Genomic DNA, 21448 nt, shown 5'->3' on the forward strand with positions numbered 1-21448 from the left:
ATGAGCGACGCCGCCGCGCGCGCCGAGATGAGCCCCGAGCCGACCGGCGGGGCCGACTACAACAGCGCCTCCATCACCGTCCTCCGCGGCCTCGAGGCCGTGCGCAAGCGGCCGGGCATGTACATCGGCGACACCGATGACGGCTCCGGCCTGCACCACATGGCGTTCGAGATCATCGACAACGCCGTGGACGAGGCGCAGGCGGGCTACGCCACCCGCGTCGAGGTCACGCTGAACGGCGACGGCTCCGTCACCGTGCGCGACGACGGGCGCGGCATCCCCGTGGACCTCCACGAGGAGGAGGGCGTCTCCGCCGCCGAGGTGGTGCTGACGCGCCTGCACGCGGGCGGCAAGTTCAACCAGAACTCCTACAAGGTCTCGGGCGGGCTGCACGGCGTCGGCGCGGCGGTGGTCAACGCGCTCTCCGAGTGGATGGAGGTGCGGATCTGGCGCGGCGGCCTCGAGCACGTCATCCGCTTCGAGCATGGCGAGACGGTGCGGCCGCTGACGGTGGTCGGCCCCTCCGACGCGCCGGGGGGCACCGAGGTCACCTTCAAGCCCTCGCCCGCCACCTTCAGCAGGACCGAGTACGACTTCGCGGTCCTCGAGCGGCGGCTGCGCGAGCTCGCCTTCCTCAACTCCGGCCTCGCCATCGCGCTCAGGGACGACCGCCACGTGCCGGCGCAGGAGGTGTTCTTCCAGTTCAAGGGCGGCCTTGTCGCCTTCGTCGAGTGGCTGGACCAGGGCAAGGAGCCGCTGTTCCGCCCGCCGATCAGCGTGCAGTCCAGGGGGCAGGACGGCATCCGCGTCGAGCTGGCGATGTGGTGGAACAACTCCCCGCGCGAGGTGACGCTCTGCTTCACCAACAACATCCCGCAGCGCGACGGCGGCACGCACCAGGCCGGGTTCCGCCAGGCGCTGACGCGGGTGGTGGCGAGATACGCCGAGGAGCTGGCGCGGAAGGAGAAGGTGGAGCTTTCCGGCGAGGACATGCGCGAGGGGCTGACCTGCGTGCTGTCGGTGAAGGTGCCGGACCCGAAATTCTCCTCCCAGACCAAGGACAAGCTGGTCAGCTCCGAGGTGCAGCCGGTGGTGCAGGCCGCCGTCTCCGACGCGCTCTCCCACTGGTTCGAGACGCATCCGAAGGAGGCGAGGCTGGTCCTCGACCAGGTCGTGCTGGCGGCGGCGGCGCGCAAGGCGGCGCAGCTCGCCCGCGAGAAGGTCGGGCGGAAGAACGCGCTCGACATCTCCACCCTGCCGGGCAAGCTCGCCGACTGCCAGGAGAAGGACCCGGCAAGGAGCGAGCTGTTCATCGTCGAGGGCGACAGCGCCGGCGGCAGCGCCAAGCAGGGGCGCGACCGGCGCTTCCAGGCCATCCTGCCGCTGAAGGGCAAGATCCTCAACGTCGAGCGGGCGCGGGTGGACAAGATGCTGTCCTCCGCCGAGATCGGCACGCTGATCACCGCCCTCGGCACCGGCATCGGCCCGGGCGACCCGGCCAAGGGGGGCTTCGACATCTCGAAGCTGCGCTACCACCGCATCGTCATCATGACCGACGCGGACGTGGACGGCAGCCACATCCGCACCCTGCTGCTGACCTTCTTCTTCCGCCAGATGCCGCAGCTCATCGAGCGGGGGCATCTCTACATCGCCCAGCCGCCGCTGTTCCGCGCCAAGCGCGGCGGCGAGGAGCGCTACCTGAAGGACGAGCGGGCGCTCGAGGACTTCCTGCTCGAGAAGGCGCTCGGCGGCGCGGTCCTGCGCCTCGCCGACGGGCAGGAGCTCGCGGGCGAGGCGCTGCGCGCGGAGGCGGACCGCCTGCGCGAGATCGCCCGCCGCGTGCGCCGCCTGGCCGCCGGCGTGCCGGCCGAGATCGTCGAGCAGGCCGCGGTGGCCGGCGCGCTGACCGCCGACCCCGAGCGCGCGACGGCGGCCGCGGCGCGGCTGGTCGAGCGGCTGAACGCCCTCGCCCCGCCCGCGGAGCGGCACTGGAACGCGCTGCCCGCCGATGGCGGCGGCCTGCAGCTCTGGCGCCAGGTGCGCGGGGTGACGGAGCGCCACGCCCTCGGCCCGGCGGCGCTGCGCAGCGCCGAGGCGCGCTGGCTGGACGAGCGGCGCGAGCTGCTGGAGCGCCATTTCGGCGCCCCCGCCCTGCTGACGCTGGACGGGACGGAGGCCGCGGTGCACGGGCCGGTGGCGGCGCTCGAGCGCATCCTGGCGCAGGGCCGCAAGGGGCTGACCATCCAGCGCTTCAAGGGGCTCGGCGAGATGAACCCGGAGCAGCTCTGGAAGACCACGCTCGATCCGGCGGCACGCACCCTGCTCAAGGTGCGGATCGAGGATGTGGAGGACGCCGAGCAGATCTTCTCCACCCTGATGGGCGATGTGGTGGAGCCGCGGCGCGACTTCATCGTGAGCAACGCGCTCCGGGTCGCCAACCTCGACGTGTAGCCCCGCGCGGGCGTGGGCAGGCGGCGGAACGCGGCCTGCGGCGGGCCGTTGTGCCGGGCGGGGCCGGGCTGCCGCCCTCGCCCCGCCGACGCAGGAGGCCACGCCATGACGCGCATCGTCACCGGCCTGTTCCAGAAACGCCGCGACCTGGATCTGGTGGTGGAGCACCTGGTTCAGGAGTTCAACGTTCCCCGCGAGCGGATCCAGGTCCACGCCTTCGACGCCGCCGGAGAGGAGGCGCGCTCGCCCCAGGATGACGACCTCGAGGCCTCCCTGGCCGAGCTCGGCCTGCCCGAGGAGGCGGTCCGGCGCCATGCCGAACGGATGCGCGGCGGCGGCATCCTGCTCGTCGCCTGGGTGGAGGAGGATCATCTGCGGCAGATCCTCGACGCCTGCCGCGAATACGGTGCCGCCGAGCCCCAGGCGCACGATCCCGAGCAGCGGATCCGGGAGCGCGCCTATCAGCTCTGGGAGCAGGAAGGCCGGCCGGAGGGCAGGGACGTGGAGTTCTGGCACCGCGCCCGCCAGGCGCTGGCGGGGGATGAGGGGGCACCCGCGGCGCGCGCGCCGCGGCAGTTCGGCGGCGAGACGGGAGCCTCGCCCCTGCCCGAGCGCGACCCGTCGCCGGGACGGTAGGGCGGATCGCAAGGGCGGGAACGGCTGGCGCCGCCGCCGCGGCCGGGCGGAGACGGCGTCCGGCCCCTGACCGGCGGGGGCGTCACGCCTCGGGCCGGCTTCGCCCGCCCGCGCGTCCCGCCAGCCAGCGCGCCAGCCGCTCCGGCGCCTCCGCCATCTCGGCCTCCGGGCCGCAATAGCTGAGGCGGAGGAAGCGCGCCCCGCGCTCGCGGTCGAAATCGAGCCCCGTGGTTGCGGCAATCCCCGCCTGCTCCAGCATCTCGGCGCAGAAGCGCGCGCTGTCGTTGGTCAGGTGACCGACGTCGCACCAGAGGTAGAAGGCGCCGTCCGCCGCCGCGATCGAGGTGAGGCCCGCACGCGGCAGCCCCGCGAGCAGCGCGGCGCGGCTCCGCGCGTAGGCGGCCCGGTTCGCCTCCAGCTCCCCGGTGCAGTCCATCGCCGCTTCGGCGGCAAGCTGGGCGATGTGCGGGGCGCTGATGAACATGTTCTGCGCCAGGCGCTCCACCGGCCGGACCAGGTCCTCCGGCAACACCATCCAGCCGACGCGCCAGCCGGTCATCGACCAGTACTTGGAGAAGCTGTTCACGGCCAGGGCGCTGTCGGAGAGCGCCGCCGCCGTCGCCTCGGGCACCGTGCCGTAGGTCAGTCCGTGGTAGATCTCGTCCGAGATCAGCCGCACCCCGTTGGCGTGGCACCAGCGGGCGATGGCGGCGAGTTCCGCCGGCGCCAGCATGGTGCCGGCGGGGTTGCAGGGGCTGGCCACGATCAGCCCGTCGGGCGGCGGGTCCAGCGCCTCCAGCATCGGCAGCGTCGGCTGCCAGCGCGTCGCGGCGTCGCAGGGCAGCAGCACCGGCCGCATGCCGAGCGCGGTCAGGATGTTGGCGTAGGGCGGATAGTAGGGCGATGCCATCGCCACCCTGTCGCCCGGATCGAAGGCGGCGAGGAAGGCGAGGGGGAAGGCGCCCGAGGCACCGACCGTCACCGCCACCCGCTCCGCCGGGACCGTGGCGCCGTAGCGCTCGGCGTAGTGGCGCGCGATGCGCTCGCGCAGGCTGCGCAGCCCGAACGCCTCCGTGTAGCCGAGGGGCGCGCCGGCGCGCAGCGCCCGGATCGCGGCCTCGGCGGCGCCGCGCGGGGCGCCGGTGCCGGGCTGGCCGACCTCCATGCGGATCACGCCGGGCGTGCCCGGCGGCAGGGCGGCGGCGCGCGCATTGGCGGCCGCGATCACGTCCATCACCAGGAAGGGCGGCGCCGCGGCGCCGCGCCCGATCTTCAGCGCCATGGGCGCCTCCTCCCCGCCGGGGGCGGTACCGGCGCGCCGCGCCGGCCGGCCGGACCCGGCCCGGCCACTCCGTGCTCCGCCCTCACTGGTCGAGCGTCCCCACCGCCACGCCGGTGCCGCGCGGGTCGCTGATCGCGGTGCAGCGCTCCGGCCGCCCGGGCAGGTAGTTGAGGCAGGCGGTGAACTGCGTCCGCCCCGGTGGCGGCACGCCCGCCGCCACGGCCTCCATTGGCGCCGCGCCGCGCAGCAGGTGCAGCGCCGCCGGGCCGGCCACCGCCATCGGCGCCGCCCGCTGGCCCGAGCCCGCGACACCCATGCGGAAGGCGCGCAGGTTCGGGTTGTAGGCCATGGCCGCCGAGAGCAGCGCCGGCTGCACCGCCCCCGCATTCGGCGCCGCGCCGAGCAGGAAGCCCATGCCCGGCGCCATCCGTCCGGTGCCGAACAGGTTGTTCAGGGTGAAGGCGCAGGAGACCGCCACCCCGTTGCGGTCGAACACCGCGAGCGCGGCCGAGGCCGGCAGCATCGCCATGCCCGCCGCCGCCGGCGCCGGCGCGGCGAGCAGCGCCCGGGGATCCCCTCCGCGCTCGCGCCAGGCGGCGGCGACGGCGAGGCCGCGCGCTTCCGCCTCGGCCAGGGACTGCCCGGCGGCGAGCGCGCCGAAGCTTGCGGCGGCGGCGAGGCCGCCATCGGCCGGCGGCGGCAGGAAGGCGATGCGGTCGCCGCCGCGCGCCGGCAGCAGGATCGGCTGCTCCAGCCGCGGCAGGCCGGCGCGCAGCTCCTCAAGGGTCAGCCCGCCACCGGCGAGGCGCGAGACCTCCTCAAGCCGCCGTCCCAGCGCACCCTGGTGCAGGTCGCCCACCCCCTGGATGCGGAGCTGGGCGAGGGTCGCCGCCAGCTCCGGCTGCACCAGCCGCTCGCCCGCCGTCCTCGGCGATCCGTCCGGCCGGCCGAACACCGCCCGCGCCGCCGGGTCGGCGAAAAGGGGGCGGTGGACGGCGGCGAGATCCTCGGCGAGGCCGCGGCTGACCTCGGTGCCGAAGCGGGCGGCCTGCTCGGCCGCCGCCACCAGTTCCTCGAAGGGGCGGCCGGGGCGGCGGGTGTGCAGGGCGAACAGGCCGCGCGCCAGCATCGGCACCGCCGCCGGGCGGTCGGCGCCGGCGGGGATGGCGGCGCGGGGGCCGGGCGGGAACAGCACCGCCTCCACCCCCTGCCGCGCCGGGTCGAAGACCAGGCAGGCGCCGCCCCCGCCCAGGCCGACGCGGGAGGGCAGCGTCACCGCCATCACGAAGCCCGCCGCCACCGCGGCATCCACCGCCGTGCCCCCGGCCGAGAGCACGTTGCGCGCGGCGAGCGCCGCCGCCGGGTCCTCGGCCGCGACCCCGCCGAGGAAGCCGCGGACGAAGCCCGGCGTGCCCGCCTCCGGCCCGGAGCGGGCGAAGGGGTTGAGGGAGGACAGCGTGCCGCAGCCGCCGAGCACGAGCGCCCCCGCGAGCAGCAGCGCGGCGCGCCCCCGCGCCCCGTTGCGCCGGGGGGCGGATCCTGGCCCGCCGCCCCGCGGGCGCGCTACAACCCCGCCCATGCGAAAGGCGCTCGCCCTGCTCTCAGCGCTGATGCTCATGCTCGGGTCCCTGGCCCCCTCTGCGGCGCGGGCCCAGGGCCCGGCGACCGAACTGGTGCTGGTGCGCGACGCGGAGACGGAAAGCCTCATCCGCGCCATCCTCCACCCGCTGTTCGGCGCGGCGGGGGTGGATGCCGGGCTGATGCGCGTCATGCTGGTCCAGGCGCGGCCCATAAACGCCTTCGTCACCACCGGCAACCGGCTGTTCATCAACACCGGCCTGATCCAGCAGTCGGAGACGGCGCTGGAGCTGGTCGGCGTGCTGGCGCACGAGACCGGGCACGTGGCGGGCGGGCACATCGCCCGCCTGCCGGAGGAGCTGCGCAACGCCATGATCCGCTCCATCGCCGGCATGGTGCTCGGGGCCGGCGCGGCGGCGGCGGGGGCGCGGCACGGCGGCGCCGACGCGGCGGGCGCCCTCGTGCTCGGCAGCCAGAGCATGGCGATGGGCCAGCTCTACGCCTTCACCCGCGCCCAGGAGCAGGCGGCCGACCAGGCGGGCGTCACCTACCTCGACCGGCTCGGCTGGTCGGCGCGCGGCATGGTGCGGGTGCTCGAGCGGCTGCAGGACCAGGAGCTGCTGGCGGTCGGCCGGCAGGACCCGTATTTCCGCACCCACCCCCTCTCCCGCGACCGGCTGGAGTTCCTGCGCGAGCACCTGGCGCGCAGCCCGCACCGCGACGCCGCGCTGCCGGCGGCGATCGAGCAGGGCTTCGCCATGGTGCGGGCCAAGCTCGACGGCTTCATAGACCCGCCGGCCGCCACCCTGCGCCGCTACCGGGAGGGCGACGCCTCGGCCCCGGCCCGCTATGCCCGCGCCATCGCCTGGCACCGCAGCGGGCGCAGCGAGGAGGCGCTGGCGCTGCTCGAGCCGCTGATCCGCGAGCGGCCGGCCAGCCCCTGGCTGCGAGAGCTGAAGGGCCAGATCCTGTTCGAGGCCGGCCGTCCCGCCGAGGCCGCGGCCGCCTATGGGGAGGCGGTGCGCCTCGCGCCCGGGGAGGCGCTGATCCGCACCGCCCATGGCCGGGCGCTGCTGGAGGCGGGGGGCGAGGCAGGGCTGCGCCAGGCGGTGGAAGCCTTCGAGGCCAGCCTGCGCCTCGACCGCGCCCAGGCCTTCACTTGGCGGCTTCTCGCCACCGCCCAGGGGCGGCTCGGGCGGATGGCCGAGGCGGAGCTGGCGCTGGCCGAGGAGGCGATGCTCAGGGGCGACTACGCGGCAGTGCGCCGCCTTGCCGCCCGGGCCGAGGCGACGCTGCCCCCCGGCCCCCTGCGGCTGCGCGCGCAGGATCTGCGCTTCGCCGTGCAGCGCGAGAACATGACGCGCGAGCAGCGCGAGGCGGAGGATGCCATGCGACGGAGGCCGGGACGATGAGGCTGTGGCCAGGGGCGGTGCTGGCCGCCGCCATCCTGTGGGGCGCGCCGGCCGCGGCGCAGCCCTTCACACCCGAGCAGCGGCAGGAGATCATCGGCATCCTGCGCGAGGCGCTGCGGACCGACCCCTCGATCCTGCGCGAGGCCTTCGAGGCGCTGCGCCTCGCCGAGGCGGAGGCGCAGGAGGAGGCGCGGCGGGCGGCGATCGCCGCCGAGGCGGAGGCGCTGTTCCGCGACCCGGAGGCCCCGGTGCTCGGCAACCCGGCGGGCGCCGTGACGCTCGTGGAGTTCTTCGACATACGCTGCGGCTACTGCAAGCAGCTCCATCCCGTGCGGGCGGAGCTGCTGCGCCGCAACCCGGATGCGCGGGTGGTGCTGAAGGACCTGCCGATCCTCGGGCCGAACAGCGTCCTCGGCGCCCGCGCCCTGCTGGCGGCGCAGCGCCAGGGCAAGTACGCCGCCCTGCACGACGCGCTGATGCGCCTGCGCGAGGAGCCGACCGAGCCGGTGCTGCGGCGGGAGGCGGAGCGCGCCGGCCTCGACTGGGCGCGCCTCCGCCGCGACATGGAGGAGCCGGCCATCCAGCGGCGGCTGGAGGGGAACATGCGCCTCGCCCGGGCGCTCAACATCGAGGGCACGCCAGCGCTGGTGATCGGGGAGACGCTGATCCCGGGCGCGGTGGATCTCGGCACCCTGCAGGCGCTGGTGGCGGCCGAGCGGGAGCGGCTGGCGCGGGACGCCGCCCCGGCGGGGCGTTGACGGGGCGCAGGCGGCGCCGCTATATCCCCCGCCTCCCGGCGGCGCCCCTGCGCCGCCGGCGGCCGTTTCCGGCCGTCAGCAGGACCATGACCTCCCGGGCCGGGAGCCCGGGGCAGCGCCGCCCCGGCCGCATCGCCGGGGGGCGACCAACCGAGGCCGCAGATGACCTTCGCAGTGATCCGCACCGGCGGAAAGCAGTACCGGGTGACGCCGAACGCCGTGCTGACGGTGGAGAAGCTCGAGGCCGAGCCCGGCTCGACCGTCACCTTCCACGAGGTGCTCGCGCTCGGCGGCGAGGGCGGGCTGACCCTCGGCGCGCCGACCGTGCCGGGCGCCTCCGTCACCGCCACGGTGCTGGAGCAGAAGCGGGGCGAGAAGATCATCGTCTTCAAGAAGAAGCGGCGGCAGAACTACCGGCGCAAGCGCGGCCACCGCCAGCACCTGACCGTGCTGCGCATCGCCGGCATCGCCGCCGCCTGACGAGCAAGGAGATCCAGGGCTATGGCGCACAAGAAGGCCGGCGGCTCCTCCCGCAACGGGCGCGATTCCGCGGGCAAGCGGCTCGGCGTGAAGCTGTTCGGCGGGCAGGCGGTGAAGGCCGGCAACATCATCGTCGCCCAGCGCGGCACCACGATGCGGCCGGGCGACAATGTCTATGTCGGCCGCACCCATTTCCTGCACGCCCGCGTGGACGGGGTGGTGCGCTTCGAGCGCAAGGCCGAGGGGCGCGTGCACGTCTCGGTCGTGCCGGCGCCGCAGGCGGCGGAGTAGCGCCTTCCGCTCCGGAGGCGTGACGGCGGGGGTCCCTCGGGGCCCTCGCTTCGTTTAGGCCGCCGGCGCGCAGCCGCCGCACCACATCCTCCGCGCCGGCGGCGTTGGACAACGGTCATGAAATTCCTCGACGAGGCCAAGGTCTGGGTGAAGGCGGGCGACGGCGGCGACGGCGTGGTCGCCTTCCGGCGCGAGAAATTCCTCGAATTCGGCGGCCCCGACGGCGGCAACGGGGGCAGGGGCGGCGACGTGGTGGTGGAGGCGGTGGAGGGGCTGAACACCCTGATCGACTACCGCTACGCTCAGCATTTCAGGGCCCGCAAGGGCGGCAATGGCGCCGGCTCCGACCGCACCGGCGCCGCCGCCCCGCCCGTGGTGCTGAAGGTCCCGGTCGGCACCCAGATCCTGGCCGAGGACAAGGAGACGCTGCTCGCCGACCTCGACGCCCCCGGCAAGCGGGTGGTGATCGCGAAGGGGGGCGATGGCGGCTTCGGCAACGCGCACTACAAATCCTCGACCAACCGCGCCCCCCGCCGCGCCGACAAGGGCTGGCCGGGGGAGGAGCGCTGGATCTGGCTGCGCCTCAAGCTGATCGCCGATGCCGGGCTGGTCGGGCTGCCCAATGCCGGCAAGTCCACCTTTCTCGCCGCGGTCAGCGCGGCGCGGCCGAAGATCGCCGACTACCCCTTCACCACGCTGCACCCGCAGCTTGGCGTGGTGCGCCTGCACGCGGGGAGGGGATCTCACCTCTCCGCGACGGAGGAGTTCGTGCTGGCCGACATCCCCGGCCTGATCGAGGGGGCGCATGAGGGGGTGGGGCTCGGCACCCGCTTCCTCGGCCATGTCGAGCGCTGCGCGGTGCTGCTGCACCTGGTGGACGGCACCCAGCCCGACCCGGTCGGCGCCTGGCGCACCGTGCGCGCGGAACTGGCCGGCTACGGCCACGGCCTGGCTGAGAAGCCGGAGATCGTGGCGCTGAACAAGGCCGACGCCATGACCCCTCAGGCCCGTGCCAGCCGCCTCAGGGCGTTGCAGCGCGCCGTGGGAGACGAGGTGCACCTGATCTCCGGCGTCACCGGGGAGGGGCTGCCGCCGCTGCTGCGCCGCCTCGCCGGCATCATCGCCGCCAGGCGGCAGGCGGCCTGAACCCGACCCTCCGGGCATTGCCGCGCGCGGGACGCGTGGCACAGTCCCGGCCATGCCGCCCCGCAGCACCGGCGCACCCCCGCGGGACCAGCGCCACCAACGCATCCTCGCCGCCCTCGCCACCGATCCGACGGTGCGCATCTCCACCCTCGCCGCCGAATTCGGCGTCTCTCCCGAGACGGTGCGGCGCGACATCGAGGCGCTGTCCCGCCAGGGCTCGGTGCGCCGCACCTATGGCGGCGCCTCGGTGGTCCATGCCGGGGTGCAGCCCGCGCTCGGCCAGCGCGAGCGCATGGCGGTCGCCGAGCGGGCGCGGATCGGCGCCGCCGCGGCGGCGCTGGTCGAGCCCGGCGCGGTGCTGATGGTGGATGCCGGCTCCACCACCGCGCATTTCGCCCGGGCGCTGGCGGCGCGCGACCCGGAGGGCACGGTGCTGACCAACAGCCTCGCGGTGGCCGAGGCGCTCGGCGCCGCGCCGCGGATGCGCGTGCTGCTCTGCCCCGGGGAGTTCCACCCGGTCGAACGCGCCGTCTACGGGCCGGAGGCGACGAGCTTCCTCGGCCGCTTCAACGCCGACATCGCCCTGATCGGCGCCTCCGGCCTCACCGCCGAGGGGCCGAGCGACGTGGAGAGCCGGGCGGGCTGGATCAAGCGCGCCATGCTGGAACGGGCGGCGCGGCGGGTGCTGCTCGTGGATTCGGGGAAGTTCGGCAAGGCGCATCTGGAGCGGATCTGCGGCCTCGGCGCGCTGACCGACCTCGCCTGCGACGCGCCGCCCCCGCCCGAGCTGGCGGCGGCGCTGGCGCGCGCGGGGGTGCGGGTGAGGGTGGCACCGCCCGCGCCGGATGTTTGACCTGCCACATGCAGATGTGGCACCTTCCACATCAGCGGAGGTGGCATGAACGAGGCGCGCACCCGGGACAGGGCGGAAGGCGACGGCCCGGCGCCGCTGGCGGCGGTGCCGCCCGCACGCCTCCGCGCGCTGCGCTGGCTGCTCGCCGACATAGACGACACCCTCACCACCGGGGGCAGGCTGACCGCCGAGGCCTATGCGGCGCTCGAGGCGTTGGCGCGGTCCGGGATCCGCGTGGTGCCGGTGACCGGCCGCCCGGCGGGGTGGTGCGACATGATCGCCCGCTTCTGGCCGGTGGCGGCGGTGGTGGGGGAGAACGGCGCGCTCTGGTACGCCTACGACCACGCCACGCGGCGCATGCGCCGCCACCAGGCGCAGGAGGAAGATGCGCGCATCGCGGCGCAGGCAAGGCTGCGGGCGCTGGCGGCGGAGGCCATGGCGGCCGTGCCGGGCGCGGCCATCGCCGCCGACCAGCCCTTCCGCCTGTTCGACCTCGCGGTGGATTTCCGCGAGGATGCCGGGCCGCTCGGGCTCGACGCCGCGGAGCGCATCGCCGCCATCTTCCGCGCCGGCGGGGCGGAGGCGAAAATCTCCTCCATCCACGTCAACGCCTGGATCGGACGCTGGGACAAGCTTTCCGGCATCCGCCACCTCTTCGCCACGCTCTGGCGGCCGCTCGACGAGGTGCTGGACCGGGTCGCCTACTGCGGGGACAGCCCCAACGATTCGCCGATGTTCGCCGCCGTGCCGCTCTCGGTCGGCGTCGCCAACGTGCTGCCCTTCCTGCCCGCCATGCCGGCCGCGCCCGCCTTCGTCACGCGCGCCGAGGCCGGGGCGGGCTTCGTGGAATTCGCCACCGCCGTGCTGGCCGCGCGGCACCAACCGGGAGGAACATCATGACCCGCTCGATCCTCGGCGCCGCCGCGATGGCCGCGCTGCTCGGCCTCGCCTGGCCCGTCGCGGCGCAGCCGGCCGACTGCCACCGCGGCGCGCTGGACGACGCCTATTGCGACGAGGACCGCGACCTGGTGGCCGACCCGCCGCGCGATCCGGCGCGCCTGCGCGACCCCTCCACCCTGGTCTTCGCCTACACGCCGGTGGAGGACCCCGCGCTCTACGCCAGCCAGTTCCGGCCCTTCACCGACTACCTCTCGCAGTGCACCGGCAAGCGCGTGGTGTATTTCCAGGTGACGTCGAACGCCGCGCAGGTGGAGGCGATGCGCAGCGGGCGGCTGCACATCGCCGGCTTCTCCACCGGCCCCACCGCCTTCGCGGTGAACCTCGCCGGCGCCGTGCCCTTCGCGGTGAAGGGCAACGCGCAGGAATACGAGAGCTACCGCGTCGCCGTGCTGGTGCGCGCCGACAGCCCGTTCCAGTCGCTCGCGGACCTGAAGGGCAGGCGGGTGGCGCACACCTCCGCCACCTCCAACTCCGGCAACCTCGCACCGCGCGCCTTCTTCCCCGAGCACGGGCTGGTGCCGGACCAGGACTACCGCGTGGTCTATTCCGGCGGCCATGACCGCAGCGTCATGGGCGTGAACGCGGGCGACTACGACGCGGCGCCCGTCGCCTCCGACGTGTTCAACCGCATGGTGCAGCGCGGGCAGGTGCGGCGCGAGAATTTCCGCATCATCTGGCAGAGCGACCCCTTCCCGACCTCCAGCTTCGCCCATGCGCACGACCTGAAGCCGGAACTGGCGCAGCGCATCCGCCAGTGCTTCTTCGACTTCCGCTTCCCCGAGGCGATGCAGCGCGACCTCGGCGGCAATGACCGCTTCTGGCCGGCCACCTACCTGAAGGACTGGGCGCCGGTGCGGCAGGTGGCCGACGCCGCCGGCGCCCCCTACACCCGCGCCAATTTCGACGCCGAGGCGCGGCGCGAGGAGGAGGCCGCCGCCCGCCGCGCCGCGCAGCGCCAGCAGCAACAGCAACAGCAACAGCAGCAGGCGCCGGCGGCGCGCCCGCAGCAGTGAGCGGCGCGGCCACCGTGCGGCCCCGGCCCACCGTGCCGGCTGGCGCCCCGACGGCGCCGGTGCCGACCGGGGCGCGCCGGGGGCTCGAGATCCGCGGGCTGGTCAAGGAGTACGTGCCCGGCCAGCCGGTGCTGCGCGGCATCGATCTCGACGTGGCGCCGGAGGGGATCACCGCCGTCATCGGCCCCTCCGGCACCGGCAAGTCCACGCTGATCCGCTGCATCAACCGCCTGGTCGAGCCGACGCGCGGCGAGATCCGCCTGCACGGGGAGGCGCTGACGGGGCTGCGCGGCCGGGCGCTGCGCCTGGCGCGCCGGCGCATCGGCATGGTGTTCCAGGAGTACAATCTGGTGGAGCGCCTCTCCGTGATGGAGAACGTGCTCTGCGGCCGGCTCGGCTACGTGCCGGTCTGGCGCGCCTGGCTGCGCCGCTACCCGGCGGAGGACATCGAGCGCGCCTTCGCCCTGCTCGACGCGGTCGGCCTGCCGGACCACGCGACGCGGCGGGCGGACGCGCTCTCCGGCGGGCAGCGCCAGCGCGTCGGCATCGCGCGGGCGCTGATGCAGCGGCCGGAGCTGCTGCTGGCGGACGAGCCGACCTCCTCCCTCGACCCCAAGACCGCGGTGGAGGTGCTGGAGCTGCTGGCGCGGCTGACCGCCGAGGCCGGGGTGCCGGTGATCGTCAACATCCACAACGTGGAGCTGGCGAAGCGCTTCGCCGGCCGCATCGTCGGCATGGCCGGCGGCGCCATCGTCTTCGACGGCCCGCCGGAGGCGCTGGAGCCGGTGCACCTCCGCCAGATCTACGGCGGGGAGGACTGGCTGTGACCGCGGCCTCCGCGACCGCTGCGCGGCGCGCCTTCGCGCCGAACTGGGCGGGGCGCGCCGGCCTCGCCGCGCTCGCCGCCTATGCGGTGTATGCGGCGGCGCAGCTCGACATCACCTGGGCCCGCCTGATGGTCGGCTTCGGCGAGGCGGGGCGGTTCCTCGCCCGCATGGTCCCGCCCAACTTCGCGCGCTGGGAGCTGCTGGTGGAGGGGCTGCTGGAGAGCCTGCAGATCGCCATCCTCGCCTCCGCGCTCGGCATCCTGCTCTCGCTGCCGCTCGGGCTGATGGCGGCGCGCAACCTCTCGCCCTGGTTCGTCTCCGCCCCGACGCGGGCCTTCATCGCCCTCTGCCGCTCGCTGCACTACGTCATCGTCGCCATCCTGTTCGTGAAGGCGATCGGCTTCGGGGCGCTGGCGGGCGTCGCGGCGCTGACCATCGCCTCCATGGGCTTCATCGCCAAGCTCTTCGCCGAGGCGATCGAGGAGATCTCGATGAAGCCGGTGGAAGCGGTGCGCGCCGCCGGCGCGCCGGGCGCCTCGGTGCTGCTCTACGCCGTGCTGCCGCAGGTGGCCTTGCGCTTCCTCGGCTTCTGCCTCTACCAGCTCGATTCCAACCTCCGGAACTCGACGCTGGTCGGCATCGTCGGCGCCGGCGGGATCGGAGGGACGCTGTTCGCCGCCTTCAAGCGCTTCGACTACGACTTCGTCGCGGCGATCCTGATCGCCATCATCGCCATGATCTTCCTGGCCGAGCTGGTCTCCGGCCGCATCCGGGCGGCACTGCAGTGAGCGCGACCGCCGAGGCGGTGCCCGATCCGCTCCGCCCCTTGCGGCGGGAATGGCAGCGCCTGACCCCGCGGCAGCGCATCGGGCGCTGGGCGGTGTGGCTGCTCGTCGTCGCCGCCCTGGTCTGGGCGGTGCGCAGCATCGACATCATCCCGGAGTTCCTCGCCGACGCGCCGGAGCAGATGGCCGACCTGCTGGTGCGCATGTGGCCGCCGGACCTCGCGCACTACTACCCCTCCGTCCATGCGGCGCTGGTGGAAACGCTGCACATCGCGACCCTCGGCACCATCCTCTCCTTCCTCCTCGCGGTGCCGGTGGCGCTGCTGGCGGCGCGCAACGTCTGCCGGGTGCCGGCGCTGAACGGGCTGGCGCAGCTCGTCCTGGTCTCCTCGCGCTCGGTGAACTCGCTGGTCTGGGCGCTGATCTTCGTCGCCGTGTTCGGTCCGGGGGCGGCGGCGGGCACCTTCGCCATCGCCTTCCGCTCGGTCGGCTTCGTCGGCAAGCTGCTGGCCGAGGCGATCGAGGAGACCTCGCCCGGCCCGCCGGAGGCGCTGCGCGCCGCAGGCGCGCCCTGGGGGTCGGTGATGCTGAAGGGCATCTGGCCGCAGGTGCAGCCCGCCTTCTGGGGCGTCGCCCTGTTCCGCTGGGACATCAACGTGCGCGAGAGCGCGGTGCTCGGCCTGGTCGGCGCGGGCGGCATCGGCGTGGTGCTGGACGACGCCATCAACTTCTTCCACTGGGACCGGGTGGCGACGGTGCTGCTGGCGATCCTCGCCGTGGTGGTGATCGCCGAGATCCTCGTCACCCGCATCAGGGCGAGGCTGATATGAGCGCCCCCATGCGCGAAGAGTGCGACCTGCTGGTGATCGGCGGCGGCATCAACGGGTGCGGCATTGCCCGCGACGCGGCGGGGCGCGGCTTCTCCGTGGTGCTGGCGGAGCGGGGCGACCTCGGCGGCGCCACCTCCTCCGCCTCCTCCAAGCTGATCCATGGCGGGCTGCGCTACCTGGAGCAGTACGAGTTCCGCCTGGTGCGGGAGGCGCTGGCGGAGCGCGAGGTGCTGCTGCGCATCGCCCCGCACATCATCTGGCCGATGCGCTTCGTGCTGCCGCACCGGCCGGAGATGCGGCCGCGCTGGATGATCCGCGCCGGCCTCTTCCTCTACGACCACCTGGCGCGCCGCGTCAGCCTGCCGGGCGCGGAATCCGTCCCTGTCGCCCGCCACCCCTTCGGCGCGCCGCTGCGCCCCGAGATCACGGCCGCCTTCGCCTATTCCGACTGCTGGGTGGAGGATGCGCGCCTGGTCGTGCTGAACGCCAGGGACGCGGCGCGGCGCGGGGCGGAGATCGCCGTGCGCACCGCCTTCCTCGGCGCCGAGCCGGGGCCGCAGGGCTGGGCCTGCCGCCTGCGCGACGGGGCGGGGCGGGAGCGGGTGGTGCGCGCGCGGGCGCTGGTGAACGCCGCCGGGCCCTGGGCGCTGCAGGCACGCGCGGCGGCCTGCGGCGCGGGGAGCACCGCCGCCTCGCTGCGGCTGGTGCGCGGCAGCCACATCGTGCTGCCGGCGCTCTACGAGGGGGAGCAGGCCTACATCCTGCAGAACGACGACCGGCGGGTGGTCTTCGTCATTCCCTACGAGGGGCGGTTCAGCCTGGTCGGCACCACCGATGTGCCGCATGAGGGCGATCCCGGCAGCGCGGTCTGCACGCCGGAGGAGGCGGCTTATCTCTGCGCCGCCGTGGCGCGGCAGTTCCGCGCCGCGCCGCGGGTGGAGAACATCGTCTGGAGCTATGCCGGCGTCCGCCCGCTCTACGACGATGGCACCGCCGATCCCTCCGCCGTCACCCGCGACTACGTGCTGAAGCTGGAGACGGCCGGGCCGGGCGCGCCCGTGCTGTCGGTGTTCGGGGGCAAGATCACCACCTACCGGCGGTTGGCGGAGGAGGCGATGGAACGCCTCGGCGCCGCGCTCGGCCGCATCGGGACGCCCTGGACCGCCACCGCCCCCCTGCCCGGCGGCGACTTCACGGGCGGCCTGGCGGCGCTGGAGGCGGAGATCGCGCGCCGCCACCCCTGGCTGGAGAGGGCGCTCCTGCGCCGGCTGCTGCGCGCCTACGGCACCGAGACCGAGGCGCTGCTGGGCGGCGCCCGCTCCGCCGCCGATCTCGGCCGCGACCTCGGGGCCGGGCTGACGGAGCGCGAACTCGACTGGCTGCGGCGGGAGGAATGGGCCTGCAGCGCCGAGGACGTGCTGTGGCGCCGCAGCAAGCTCGGCCTGCACATGAGCGCGGCCGAACGCGCAGCCGTGGCCGCGGCAATGGAGGGCGCCGCGGCCACGGCCTGACGCGGATCACGCGGCCGGGGCGTCGATCCAGCCGATGCAGCCGTCGGGCCGGCGATACACCACGTTCAGCGTGCCGGAGGCGCGGTTTCGGAACATCACCACGGGAGTGTGGCCGCCATCGAGGCGGCGCACCGCCTCCTCCACCGACAGCCGGGCAAGCTCCGCCGGCTGCTCGGCGACGATGGGGCCGAAGGCATCCCCCTCCACCGGCTGGCCGTTGAGCGGCGCCTGTTCCTCCTCGGCCTCCTCCGCCTCGGGCGCCGGGGTGGCGGCGAGGGTGGTGGCGGTCTCGCGCACCTCGGCGAGGCTGCGGGCATGGTCGTTCACGCGGCGGCGGTAGCGGCGGAGCTGCTTGGCCAGGTGCTCGACCGCCACCTCGAAGGCGCGGTGCGCGTCCGTGCCCTCGCCCTCGCCACGCATGAACAGGTTGCGCCCGGCCTTGAGGTTGATGTCGCAGAGGAAGAACGCCCCCTGCCGCCCCTTCGCGTCGCGGCGGAAGGTGACATTGGCCTCGAGCGCATGATCGAAATATTTGCGCGCGACGGCCGCGAGGCCCTCCCGCACATGCGTCTTCAGCGCCTCGCCGGTGTCAACCTGCTTGCCAGCGACCGTGATGTGCATGAAGTCACGTCCCCTTCTTCGCCTGGGAGAAGGCCCGCCCCGCCCGGCTCCGGCGGCAACCCGGCGCGGGCGCGGCGGCCTCGCGGCCGGGGGACGCGGATCAGGCCAGGGCAGCCTTTTCCCGCCTACGTTGCACCGATGATGGGATGCGCAACGCCTCGCGGTATTTGGCCACGGTTCGGCGGGCGATGTCCACGCCTTCCTGACGTAACCGTTCCACGATTGCGTCGTCGGACAGAACCGCGTCCGGATCCTCGGCCTCAATCAGGGCACGAATGCGGTGCCGCACCGCCTCGGCGCTGTGGCTCTCGCCTCCGGTGCCGGGAATGGCGGTGGTGAAGAAATACTTTAACTCGAAGGTGCCCCGGGGGGTGGCGATGTGCTTGTTCGCCGTCACCCGGCTGACCGTGCTCTCGTGCATCTCCACCGCCTCGGCCACCTCCCGCAGGATCAGCGGGCGGAGATGGCCGATGCCATGGCGGAAGAAGCCGTCCTGGCGGCGGACGATCTCGGCCGCGACTTTCAGGATGGTGCTGGCGCGCTGCTCCAGGCTGCGCACCAGCCAATTGGCATTCTGCCACTGCTCGGCGAGGAAGGCGCGCCCCTCCCGGCCGCGCAGCCCCACCAGCGCCCGGGCATGGAAGCCTCGGTTGACGAGGACCCGCGGCAGGGTGTCCGGGTTGAGTTCCAGAAGCCAGGCCCCGTCGGGGGCCCGGCGCATCAGCAGGTCCGGCACCACGGGCGGGGCCGGCGCCTCGTCGAAGCCGGCGCCGGGCTTGGGGTCGAGGCGGCGGAGCTCGGCGATCATGTCGGCGAGGTCCTCGGCGTCCACCCCGCAGCGCTCCATCAGCGCCGCCTTGTCGCGCCGAGCGAGCAAGTCAAGGTTGTCGAGCAGCGCCCGCATGGCCGGGTCCAGCCGGTTCCGCTCGGCGAGCTGGACGGCCAGGCACTCCCGGAGGTCGCGGCAGAACATTCCCACCGGGTCGAAGCGCTGCATCCGCGCGCGCACCGCCGCGACCCGCGCCGCCTCGCAGCCGAGCGCGCGGGCGATCGCCTCGTCCGGCAGCGCGAGCCGCCCGGCCGGATCCACCAGGGCGAGGAGCTGGGCGGCGATCAGCCGGTCCTGCGGGGCGGCGAAGGAGAGGCGGATCTGCTCCCCGAGATGCTCGCGCAGCGACCGCCCGGCGCCGGCGAGATCCTCGACCCCGCCGGGATCATCCTCGAAGGCGCCATTGGCTCCGCCGCCCCGGCCGGGCGCCTCGGCCTCATAGACATTGTCCCATTCGGCATCGAGGGGCGCCGCCTCCTCGCTCGGCAGGGTCTCGGAGACCGCGGCGGCGTGGCTGTCCTGCGGCGCCGAGCCCGCGGGCAGGGGGTCGGCCCGGGCGGCATCGGGGTCGGCAGCGGAGGTCTCGTCCCGCTCCAGCAGCGGGTTGCGCTCCAGCTCCTCCTCGACGAAGGCCGCGACCTCCAGGTTGCTCGACTGCAGCAGCCGGATCGCCTGCCGGAGCTGCGGCGTCATCACCAGCGACTGGGTCTGGCGGAGGTCGAGTCGGGGGGTCAGCGCCATGGTGCCAGGGTATCACGGGCGCCGGCCGAAATAACCGGCCGCGGAACGGACCGGTGCCGGCCGGCTCACAGGCTGAACCGCTCCCCGAGATAGACGCGGCGCACCCCCTCATGCGCCACGATGTCGCGCGGGCTGCCCTCCATCAGCACCTTCCCGTCGTGCAGGATGTAGGCGCGGTCGATGATCTCCAGCGTCTCGCGCACGTTGTGGTCGGTGATCAGCACCCCGATGTCGCGGTCCTTCAGGTGCCGGACCAGGTCGCGGATCTCGCCCACCGCGATCGGGTCGATGCCGGCCAGGGGCTCGTCGAGAAGGATGTAGGAGGGGTGGGTGGCGAGGGCGCGCGCGATCTCGCAGCGCCGCCGCTCGCCGCCCGAGAGGGCGAGCGCCGGGGCGCGGCGCAGGTGGGAGATGCCGAACTCGGCCAGCAGCGCGTCCAGCATCTGCTCGCGCCGGTCGCGCTGCGGCTCCACCACCTCGAGCGCGGCGCGGATGTTGTCCTCCACCGACAGGCCGCGGAAGATCGAGGCCTCCTGCGGCAGGTAGCCGAGGCCGAGGCGGGCCCGGCGGTACATGGGCAGATGGGTCACGTCGTGCCCGTCCAGCACCACCCGGCCTTCGTCCGGCCGCACCAGGCCCATGATCATGTAGAAGGTGGTGGTCTTGCCCGCGCCGTTGGGGCCGAGCAGCCCCACCGCCTCGCCCCGCCGCAGGCTGATCGAGACGTTGCGCACCACCGGCCGCTTCCGGTAGCGCTTGCCGAGGCCGGTGGCGACCAGCCCCCCCTCGCCGGGGATGGCGCGCAGCGCCGGGGCGTGGCCGCTCACCGCCCGCCTCCCTGGGCGCCGGGACGCGCCTCCTCCGCCTGCTGCGGCACCACCAGCCCCTGCACGCGCGCGCCGGGGGCGGAAACGAGGCGGGCGACGCCGGTGCGCAGGTTCACGATCGCCTCCTGGCCGTTGATCTGGTTGTCGCCGCGGGTGATGCGCACGCCGCCGAGAAGGCGCGCCATGCCGGTGGCGGCGCTGTAGACGCCGCGCTCGCCGCGCACCACCTCGGTCGGCGTGCGGATCTCGACGCCGCCGAAGGCCTCGACCCGGTCGAGGCGGCCGGCGCCCGGCACCTCCGTCCCCTCCGGGGTGCGCGGGCGCGGCGCCGCGGCGGCCGGGGCGGCGGTGCCGGGGGGGCCTTCCAGGAAGTAGGCGACGAGGGTGTCGGCGGCGATGCGGCGGTCGTTCTCGCGGTCCACCACCACCGCCCCGCCGCGCGCCACCGCCATGCGCCGGTTCGACCAGTATTCCAGGCTGTCGCGCGCGGTGATGAGGTTCGGGCCGGTCTCCAGGGAGAGGTTGCGCCCGGTCAGCACCAGCACCGCCTGGTCCACGTCGTAGACGGCGCGGTCGCCGCGCGCGGTATCGGTGGCGGTGGCGATGCGCACCCGCCCCTCCGCCTCCAGCCGCCAGATCTCGCTGCTGCCGCCGAGGGCGGGCTCGGCCGCTCCGCCCGGCGCCGGCTCCCGCCCGGGGGGCTGGCGGTAGCGGGCGAGCAGCCGGTCCGCATCCACCGTGACCCCGTCCTTGACCGCGCGGGCGTTGCCGCGGGCGATCACCACCTGCTCGGCCTGGCGCCACTCGATGCCGTCCGTGGCGGTGACGTCCACCGGCCCGCCCTGGGAGAGGTCGATCGCCTGGGGCAGGGCGGCGGCGGGCCAGAGGGCGGCAAGCAGGACGAGGCGCGGCAGCAGGCGGCGGCTCACGGCCGGTCCTCCAGCACCGCCCGGGCGCGGCCGGTGAACACCACCCGCGCGCCGCGCTCGCTCAGGCGGAAGCCCTCCGAGACCAGGGTGCCGAAGGGTCCCTGGGCCTCGACCGGCGCCTCGCCCATGGCGCTGTTGGTGTCGAGCAGCACCTCGGCGCTCTCGGTGCGCATCATGGTGCCGTTGTCGTGGTAGATGGTCACCGCGCCGCGGAGGTCGAGCCGGCGCGCCGCGCGGTCGTAGCGCCCGGCATCGGCACGCAGATACACCCAGCTTCCGTCGGTGAGCAGGATGTCGGCGCGCGGCTGGTCGAGATCGAGCACCTCCTCCGTGCCGCGCTGCTGCGCCGCGTCGGCGGTGATGGTGTAGGGGCGGTTCAGGTCGTCCACCCCCTGGTAGCGCGGCTCGACCACGCGCAGCGCCTCGGCGCGCGGCTCGGCGCTGCGGCGGAAGCTGACGCGGGCGCTCTCCCCCCCGCCCTCGATCTCCGGCCAGAAGGCGATGGCCGCGAGCAGGGCGAGCGCCAGCAGCGGCAGCAGCCACTTGGTGGTGCGGATCAGGATGCGGCGGCGGGCAAGCTGGCCGGCGCTCGGCGGGCGGCGCCGGCGCGAGGGCGGCGGCAGGAGCCGCGCTCCGGGCGCCGTGCGGGAGCGGCCGGCCGGAGGGGCGCCCTCAGGCACGGCGCCGC

The 21448-nt window shown here is 74.7% G+C and carries 21 protein-coding genes; 14 read left to right on the forward strand and 7 right to left on the reverse strand.

Annotated features, from left to right (window positions below; translation table 11 throughout):
* Positions 1 to 2451, forward strand: coding sequence for a DNA topoisomerase (ATP-hydrolyzing) subunit B (gene gyrB, locus ET526_RS05915; protein WP_135466752.1), 2451 nt, complete (start codon positions 1 to 3; stop codon positions 2449 to 2451).
* A 105-nt stretch (positions 2452 to 2556) separates the two neighbouring features.
* Positions 2557 to 3087, forward strand: a complete 531-nt coding sequence (locus tag ET526_RS21895; RefSeq protein WP_240048276.1) for a DUF2934 domain-containing protein — start codon at positions 2557 to 2559, stop codon at positions 3085 to 3087.
* Positions 3088 to 3169: 82 nt separating this feature from the next.
* Here the strand turns inward: ET526_RS21895 and ET526_RS05925 are convergent, their stop codons facing one another.
* Entirely contained in the window at positions 3170 to 4369 is a 1200-nt protein-coding gene (locus tag ET526_RS05925) for a pyridoxal phosphate-dependent aminotransferase (protein WP_135466753.1), read from the reverse strand.
* Between the two features lie 82 nt (positions 4370 to 4451).
* Complete coding sequence (locus ET526_RS05930) at positions 4452 to 5987, reverse strand: gamma-glutamyltransferase (protein ID WP_158295505.1); 1536 nt, start codon at positions 5985 to 5987, stop codon at positions 4452 to 4454.
* Between ET526_RS05930 and ET526_RS05935 the strand changes: the two genes are divergently transcribed.
* The 12 genes from ET526_RS05935 (at position 5986) to glpD (ending at position 16813) form a co-directional block, all read left to right on the forward strand.
* Entirely contained in the window at positions 5986 to 7359 is a 1374-nt protein-coding gene (locus tag ET526_RS05935; protein ID WP_158295506.1) for a M48 family metalloprotease, read from the forward strand. The genes ET526_RS05930 and ET526_RS05935 overlap by 2 nt on opposite strands.
* Entirely contained in the window at positions 7356 to 8117 is a 762-nt protein-coding gene (locus tag ET526_RS05940) for a DsbA family protein (RefSeq protein WP_135466756.1), read from the forward strand. The genes ET526_RS05935 and ET526_RS05940 overlap by 4 nt, the downstream gene beginning before the upstream one ends.
* 162 nt (positions 8118 to 8279) lie before the next feature.
* On the forward strand, positions 8280 to 8597 hold the full coding sequence (rplU, locus tag ET526_RS05945) for a 50S ribosomal protein L21 (RefSeq protein ID WP_135466757.1): 318 nt from the start codon (positions 8280 to 8282) through the stop codon (positions 8595 to 8597).
* A gap of 21 nt (positions 8598 to 8618) precedes the next feature.
* A complete protein-coding gene (gene rpmA, locus ET526_RS05950; RefSeq protein ID WP_135466758.1) occupies positions 8619 to 8888 on the forward strand; it encodes a 50S ribosomal protein L27 in 270 nt (89 codons plus the stop codon).
* Between the two features lie 117 nt (positions 8889 to 9005).
* Entirely contained in the window at positions 9006 to 10034 is a 1029-nt protein-coding gene (obgE, locus tag ET526_RS05955; protein ID WP_135466759.1) for a GTPase ObgE, read from the forward strand.
* Positions 10035 to 10086: 52 nt separating this feature from the next.
* Positions 10087 to 10887, forward strand: coding sequence for a DeoR/GlpR family DNA-binding transcription regulator (locus ET526_RS05960; protein WP_135466760.1), 801 nt, complete (start codon positions 10087 to 10089; stop codon positions 10885 to 10887).
* Positions 10888 to 10932: 45 nt separating this feature from the next.
* The gene (locus ET526_RS05965) at positions 10933 to 11787 is read left to right on the forward strand and encodes an HAD family hydrolase (RefSeq protein WP_135466761.1); all 855 of its coding nucleotides are present in this window, start codon (positions 10933 to 10935) and stop codon (positions 11785 to 11787) included.
* Positions 11784 to 12860 (forward strand): phosphate/phosphite/phosphonate ABC transporter substrate-binding protein, encoded by a 1077-nt coding sequence (gene phnD, locus ET526_RS05970; protein WP_135466762.1) that lies wholly within the window; start codon positions 11784 to 11786, stop codon positions 12858 to 12860. Before ET526_RS05965 ends, phnD begins: the two co-directional genes overlap by 4 nt.
* A gap of 14 nt (positions 12861 to 12874) precedes the next feature.
* On the forward strand, positions 12875 to 13687 hold the full coding sequence (gene phnC, locus ET526_RS05975; RefSeq protein ID WP_408869752.1) for a phosphonate ABC transporter ATP-binding protein: 813 nt from the start codon (positions 12875 to 12877) through the stop codon (positions 13685 to 13687).
* Positions 13684 to 14475 (forward strand): phosphonate ABC transporter, permease protein PhnE, encoded by a 792-nt coding sequence (gene phnE / locus ET526_RS05980; RefSeq protein ID WP_135466763.1) that lies wholly within the window; start codon positions 13684 to 13686, stop codon positions 14473 to 14475. Before phnC ends, phnE (ET526_RS05980) begins: the two co-directional genes overlap by 4 nt.
* A complete protein-coding gene (gene phnE, locus ET526_RS05985) occupies positions 14472 to 15302 on the forward strand; it encodes a phosphonate ABC transporter, permease protein PhnE (RefSeq protein WP_204623506.1) in 831 nt (276 codons plus the stop codon). The genes phnE (ET526_RS05980) and phnE (ET526_RS05985) overlap by 4 nt, the downstream gene beginning before the upstream one ends.
* 8 nt (positions 15303 to 15310) lie before the next feature.
* Positions 15311 to 16813: a glycerol-3-phosphate dehydrogenase gene (gene glpD / locus ET526_RS05990; protein WP_135466764.1), complete on the forward strand. Its 1503-nt coding sequence runs from the start codon at positions 15311 to 15313 to the stop codon at positions 16811 to 16813.
* Positions 16814 to 16819: 6 nt separating this feature from the next.
* Here glpD and hpf read toward each other — a convergent pair whose 3' ends face one another.
* The 5 genes from hpf to lptC all read right to left on the reverse strand — a co-directional run bounded on the left by hpf (position 16820) and on the right by lptC (position 21440).
* Positions 16820 to 17434, reverse strand: coding sequence for a ribosome hibernation-promoting factor, HPF/YfiA family (hpf, locus tag ET526_RS05995; protein ID WP_135466765.1), 615 nt, complete (start codon positions 17432 to 17434; stop codon positions 16820 to 16822).
* Positions 17435 to 17534: 100 nt separating this feature from the next.
* Positions 17535 to 19004 carry an RNA polymerase factor sigma-54 gene (gene rpoN / locus ET526_RS06000; protein WP_135466766.1) on the reverse strand — a complete coding sequence of 490 codons (1470 nt, stop codon included), beginning with the start codon at positions 19002 to 19004 and terminating at the stop codon, positions 17535 to 17537.
* Between the two features lie 65 nt (positions 19005 to 19069).
* Positions 19070 to 19831, reverse strand: coding sequence for an LPS export ABC transporter ATP-binding protein (gene lptB, locus ET526_RS06005; protein ID WP_135466767.1), 762 nt, complete (start codon positions 19829 to 19831; stop codon positions 19070 to 19072).
* A complete protein-coding gene (locus ET526_RS06010; protein ID WP_135466768.1) occupies positions 19828 to 20760 on the reverse strand; it encodes an LptA/OstA family protein in 933 nt (310 codons plus the stop codon). Before ET526_RS06010 ends, lptB begins: the two co-directional genes overlap by 4 nt.
* The gene (gene lptC / locus ET526_RS06015) at positions 20757 to 21440 is read right to left on the reverse strand and encodes an LPS export ABC transporter periplasmic protein LptC (RefSeq protein ID WP_240048277.1); all 684 of its coding nucleotides are present in this window, start codon (positions 21438 to 21440) and stop codon (positions 20757 to 20759) included. The genes ET526_RS06010 and lptC overlap by 4 nt, the downstream gene beginning before the upstream one ends.
* Positions 21441 to 21448 lie beyond the last annotated feature (8 nt).

The organism is Crenalkalicoccus roseus, assembly GCF_004761865.1.
Taxonomy (GTDB): Bacteria; Pseudomonadota; Alphaproteobacteria; order Acetobacterales; family Acetobacteraceae; genus Crenalkalicoccus; species Crenalkalicoccus roseus.

What these genes read in the sequence shown, in the direction of transcription:
- gyrB (WP_135466752.1), top strand. Translation starts at nt 1, where the DNA reads ATGAGCGACGCCGCCGCGCGCGCCGAGATGAGCCCCGAGCCGACCGGC.
- rpoN (WP_135466766.1), bottom strand. Translation starts at nt 19,004, where the DNA reads ATGGCGCTGACCCCCCGACTCGACCTCCGCCAGACCCAGTCGCTGGTG.
- hpf (WP_135466765.1), bottom strand. Translation starts at nt 17,434, where the DNA reads ATGCACATCACGGTCGCTGGCAAGCAGGTTGACACCGGCGAGGCGCTG.
- ET526_RS05940 (WP_135466756.1), top strand. Translation starts at nt 7,356, where the DNA reads ATGAGGCTGTGGCCAGGGGCGGTGCTGGCCGCCGCCATCCTGTGGGGC.
- ET526_RS05925 (WP_135466753.1), bottom strand. Translation starts at nt 4,369, where the DNA reads ATGGCGCTGAAGATCGGGCGCGGCGCCGCGGCGCCGCCCTTCCTGGTG.
- rplU (WP_135466757.1), top strand. Translation starts at nt 8,280, where the DNA reads ATGACCTTCGCAGTGATCCGCACCGGCGGAAAGCAGTACCGGGTGACG.
- obgE (WP_135466759.1), top strand. Translation starts at nt 9,006, where the DNA reads ATGAAATTCCTCGACGAGGCCAAGGTCTGGGTGAAGGCGGGCGACGGC.
- ET526_RS05960 (WP_135466760.1), top strand. Translation starts at nt 10,087, where the DNA reads ATGCCGCCCCGCAGCACCGGCGCACCCCCGCGGGACCAGCGCCACCAA.
- phnD (WP_135466762.1), top strand. Translation starts at nt 11,784, where the DNA reads ATGACCCGCTCGATCCTCGGCGCCGCCGCGATGGCCGCGCTGCTCGGC.
- ET526_RS21895 (WP_240048276.1), top strand. Translation starts at nt 2,557, where the DNA reads ATGACGCGCATCGTCACCGGCCTGTTCCAGAAACGCCGCGACCTGGAT.
- ET526_RS05930 (WP_158295505.1), bottom strand. Translation starts at nt 5,987, where the DNA reads ATGAGCATCAGCGCTGAGAGCAGGGCGAGCGCCTTTCGCATGGGCGGG.
- ET526_RS05935 (WP_158295506.1), top strand. Translation starts at nt 5,986, where the DNA reads ATGCTCGGGTCCCTGGCCCCCTCTGCGGCGCGGGCCCAGGGCCCGGCG.
- rpmA (WP_135466758.1), top strand. Translation starts at nt 8,619, where the DNA reads ATGGCGCACAAGAAGGCCGGCGGCTCCTCCCGCAACGGGCGCGATTCC.
- ET526_RS05965 (WP_135466761.1), top strand. Translation starts at nt 10,933, where the DNA reads ATGAACGAGGCGCGCACCCGGGACAGGGCGGAAGGCGACGGCCCGGCG.
- glpD (WP_135466764.1), top strand. Translation starts at nt 15,311, where the DNA reads ATGCGCGAAGAGTGCGACCTGCTGGTGATCGGCGGCGGCATCAACGGG.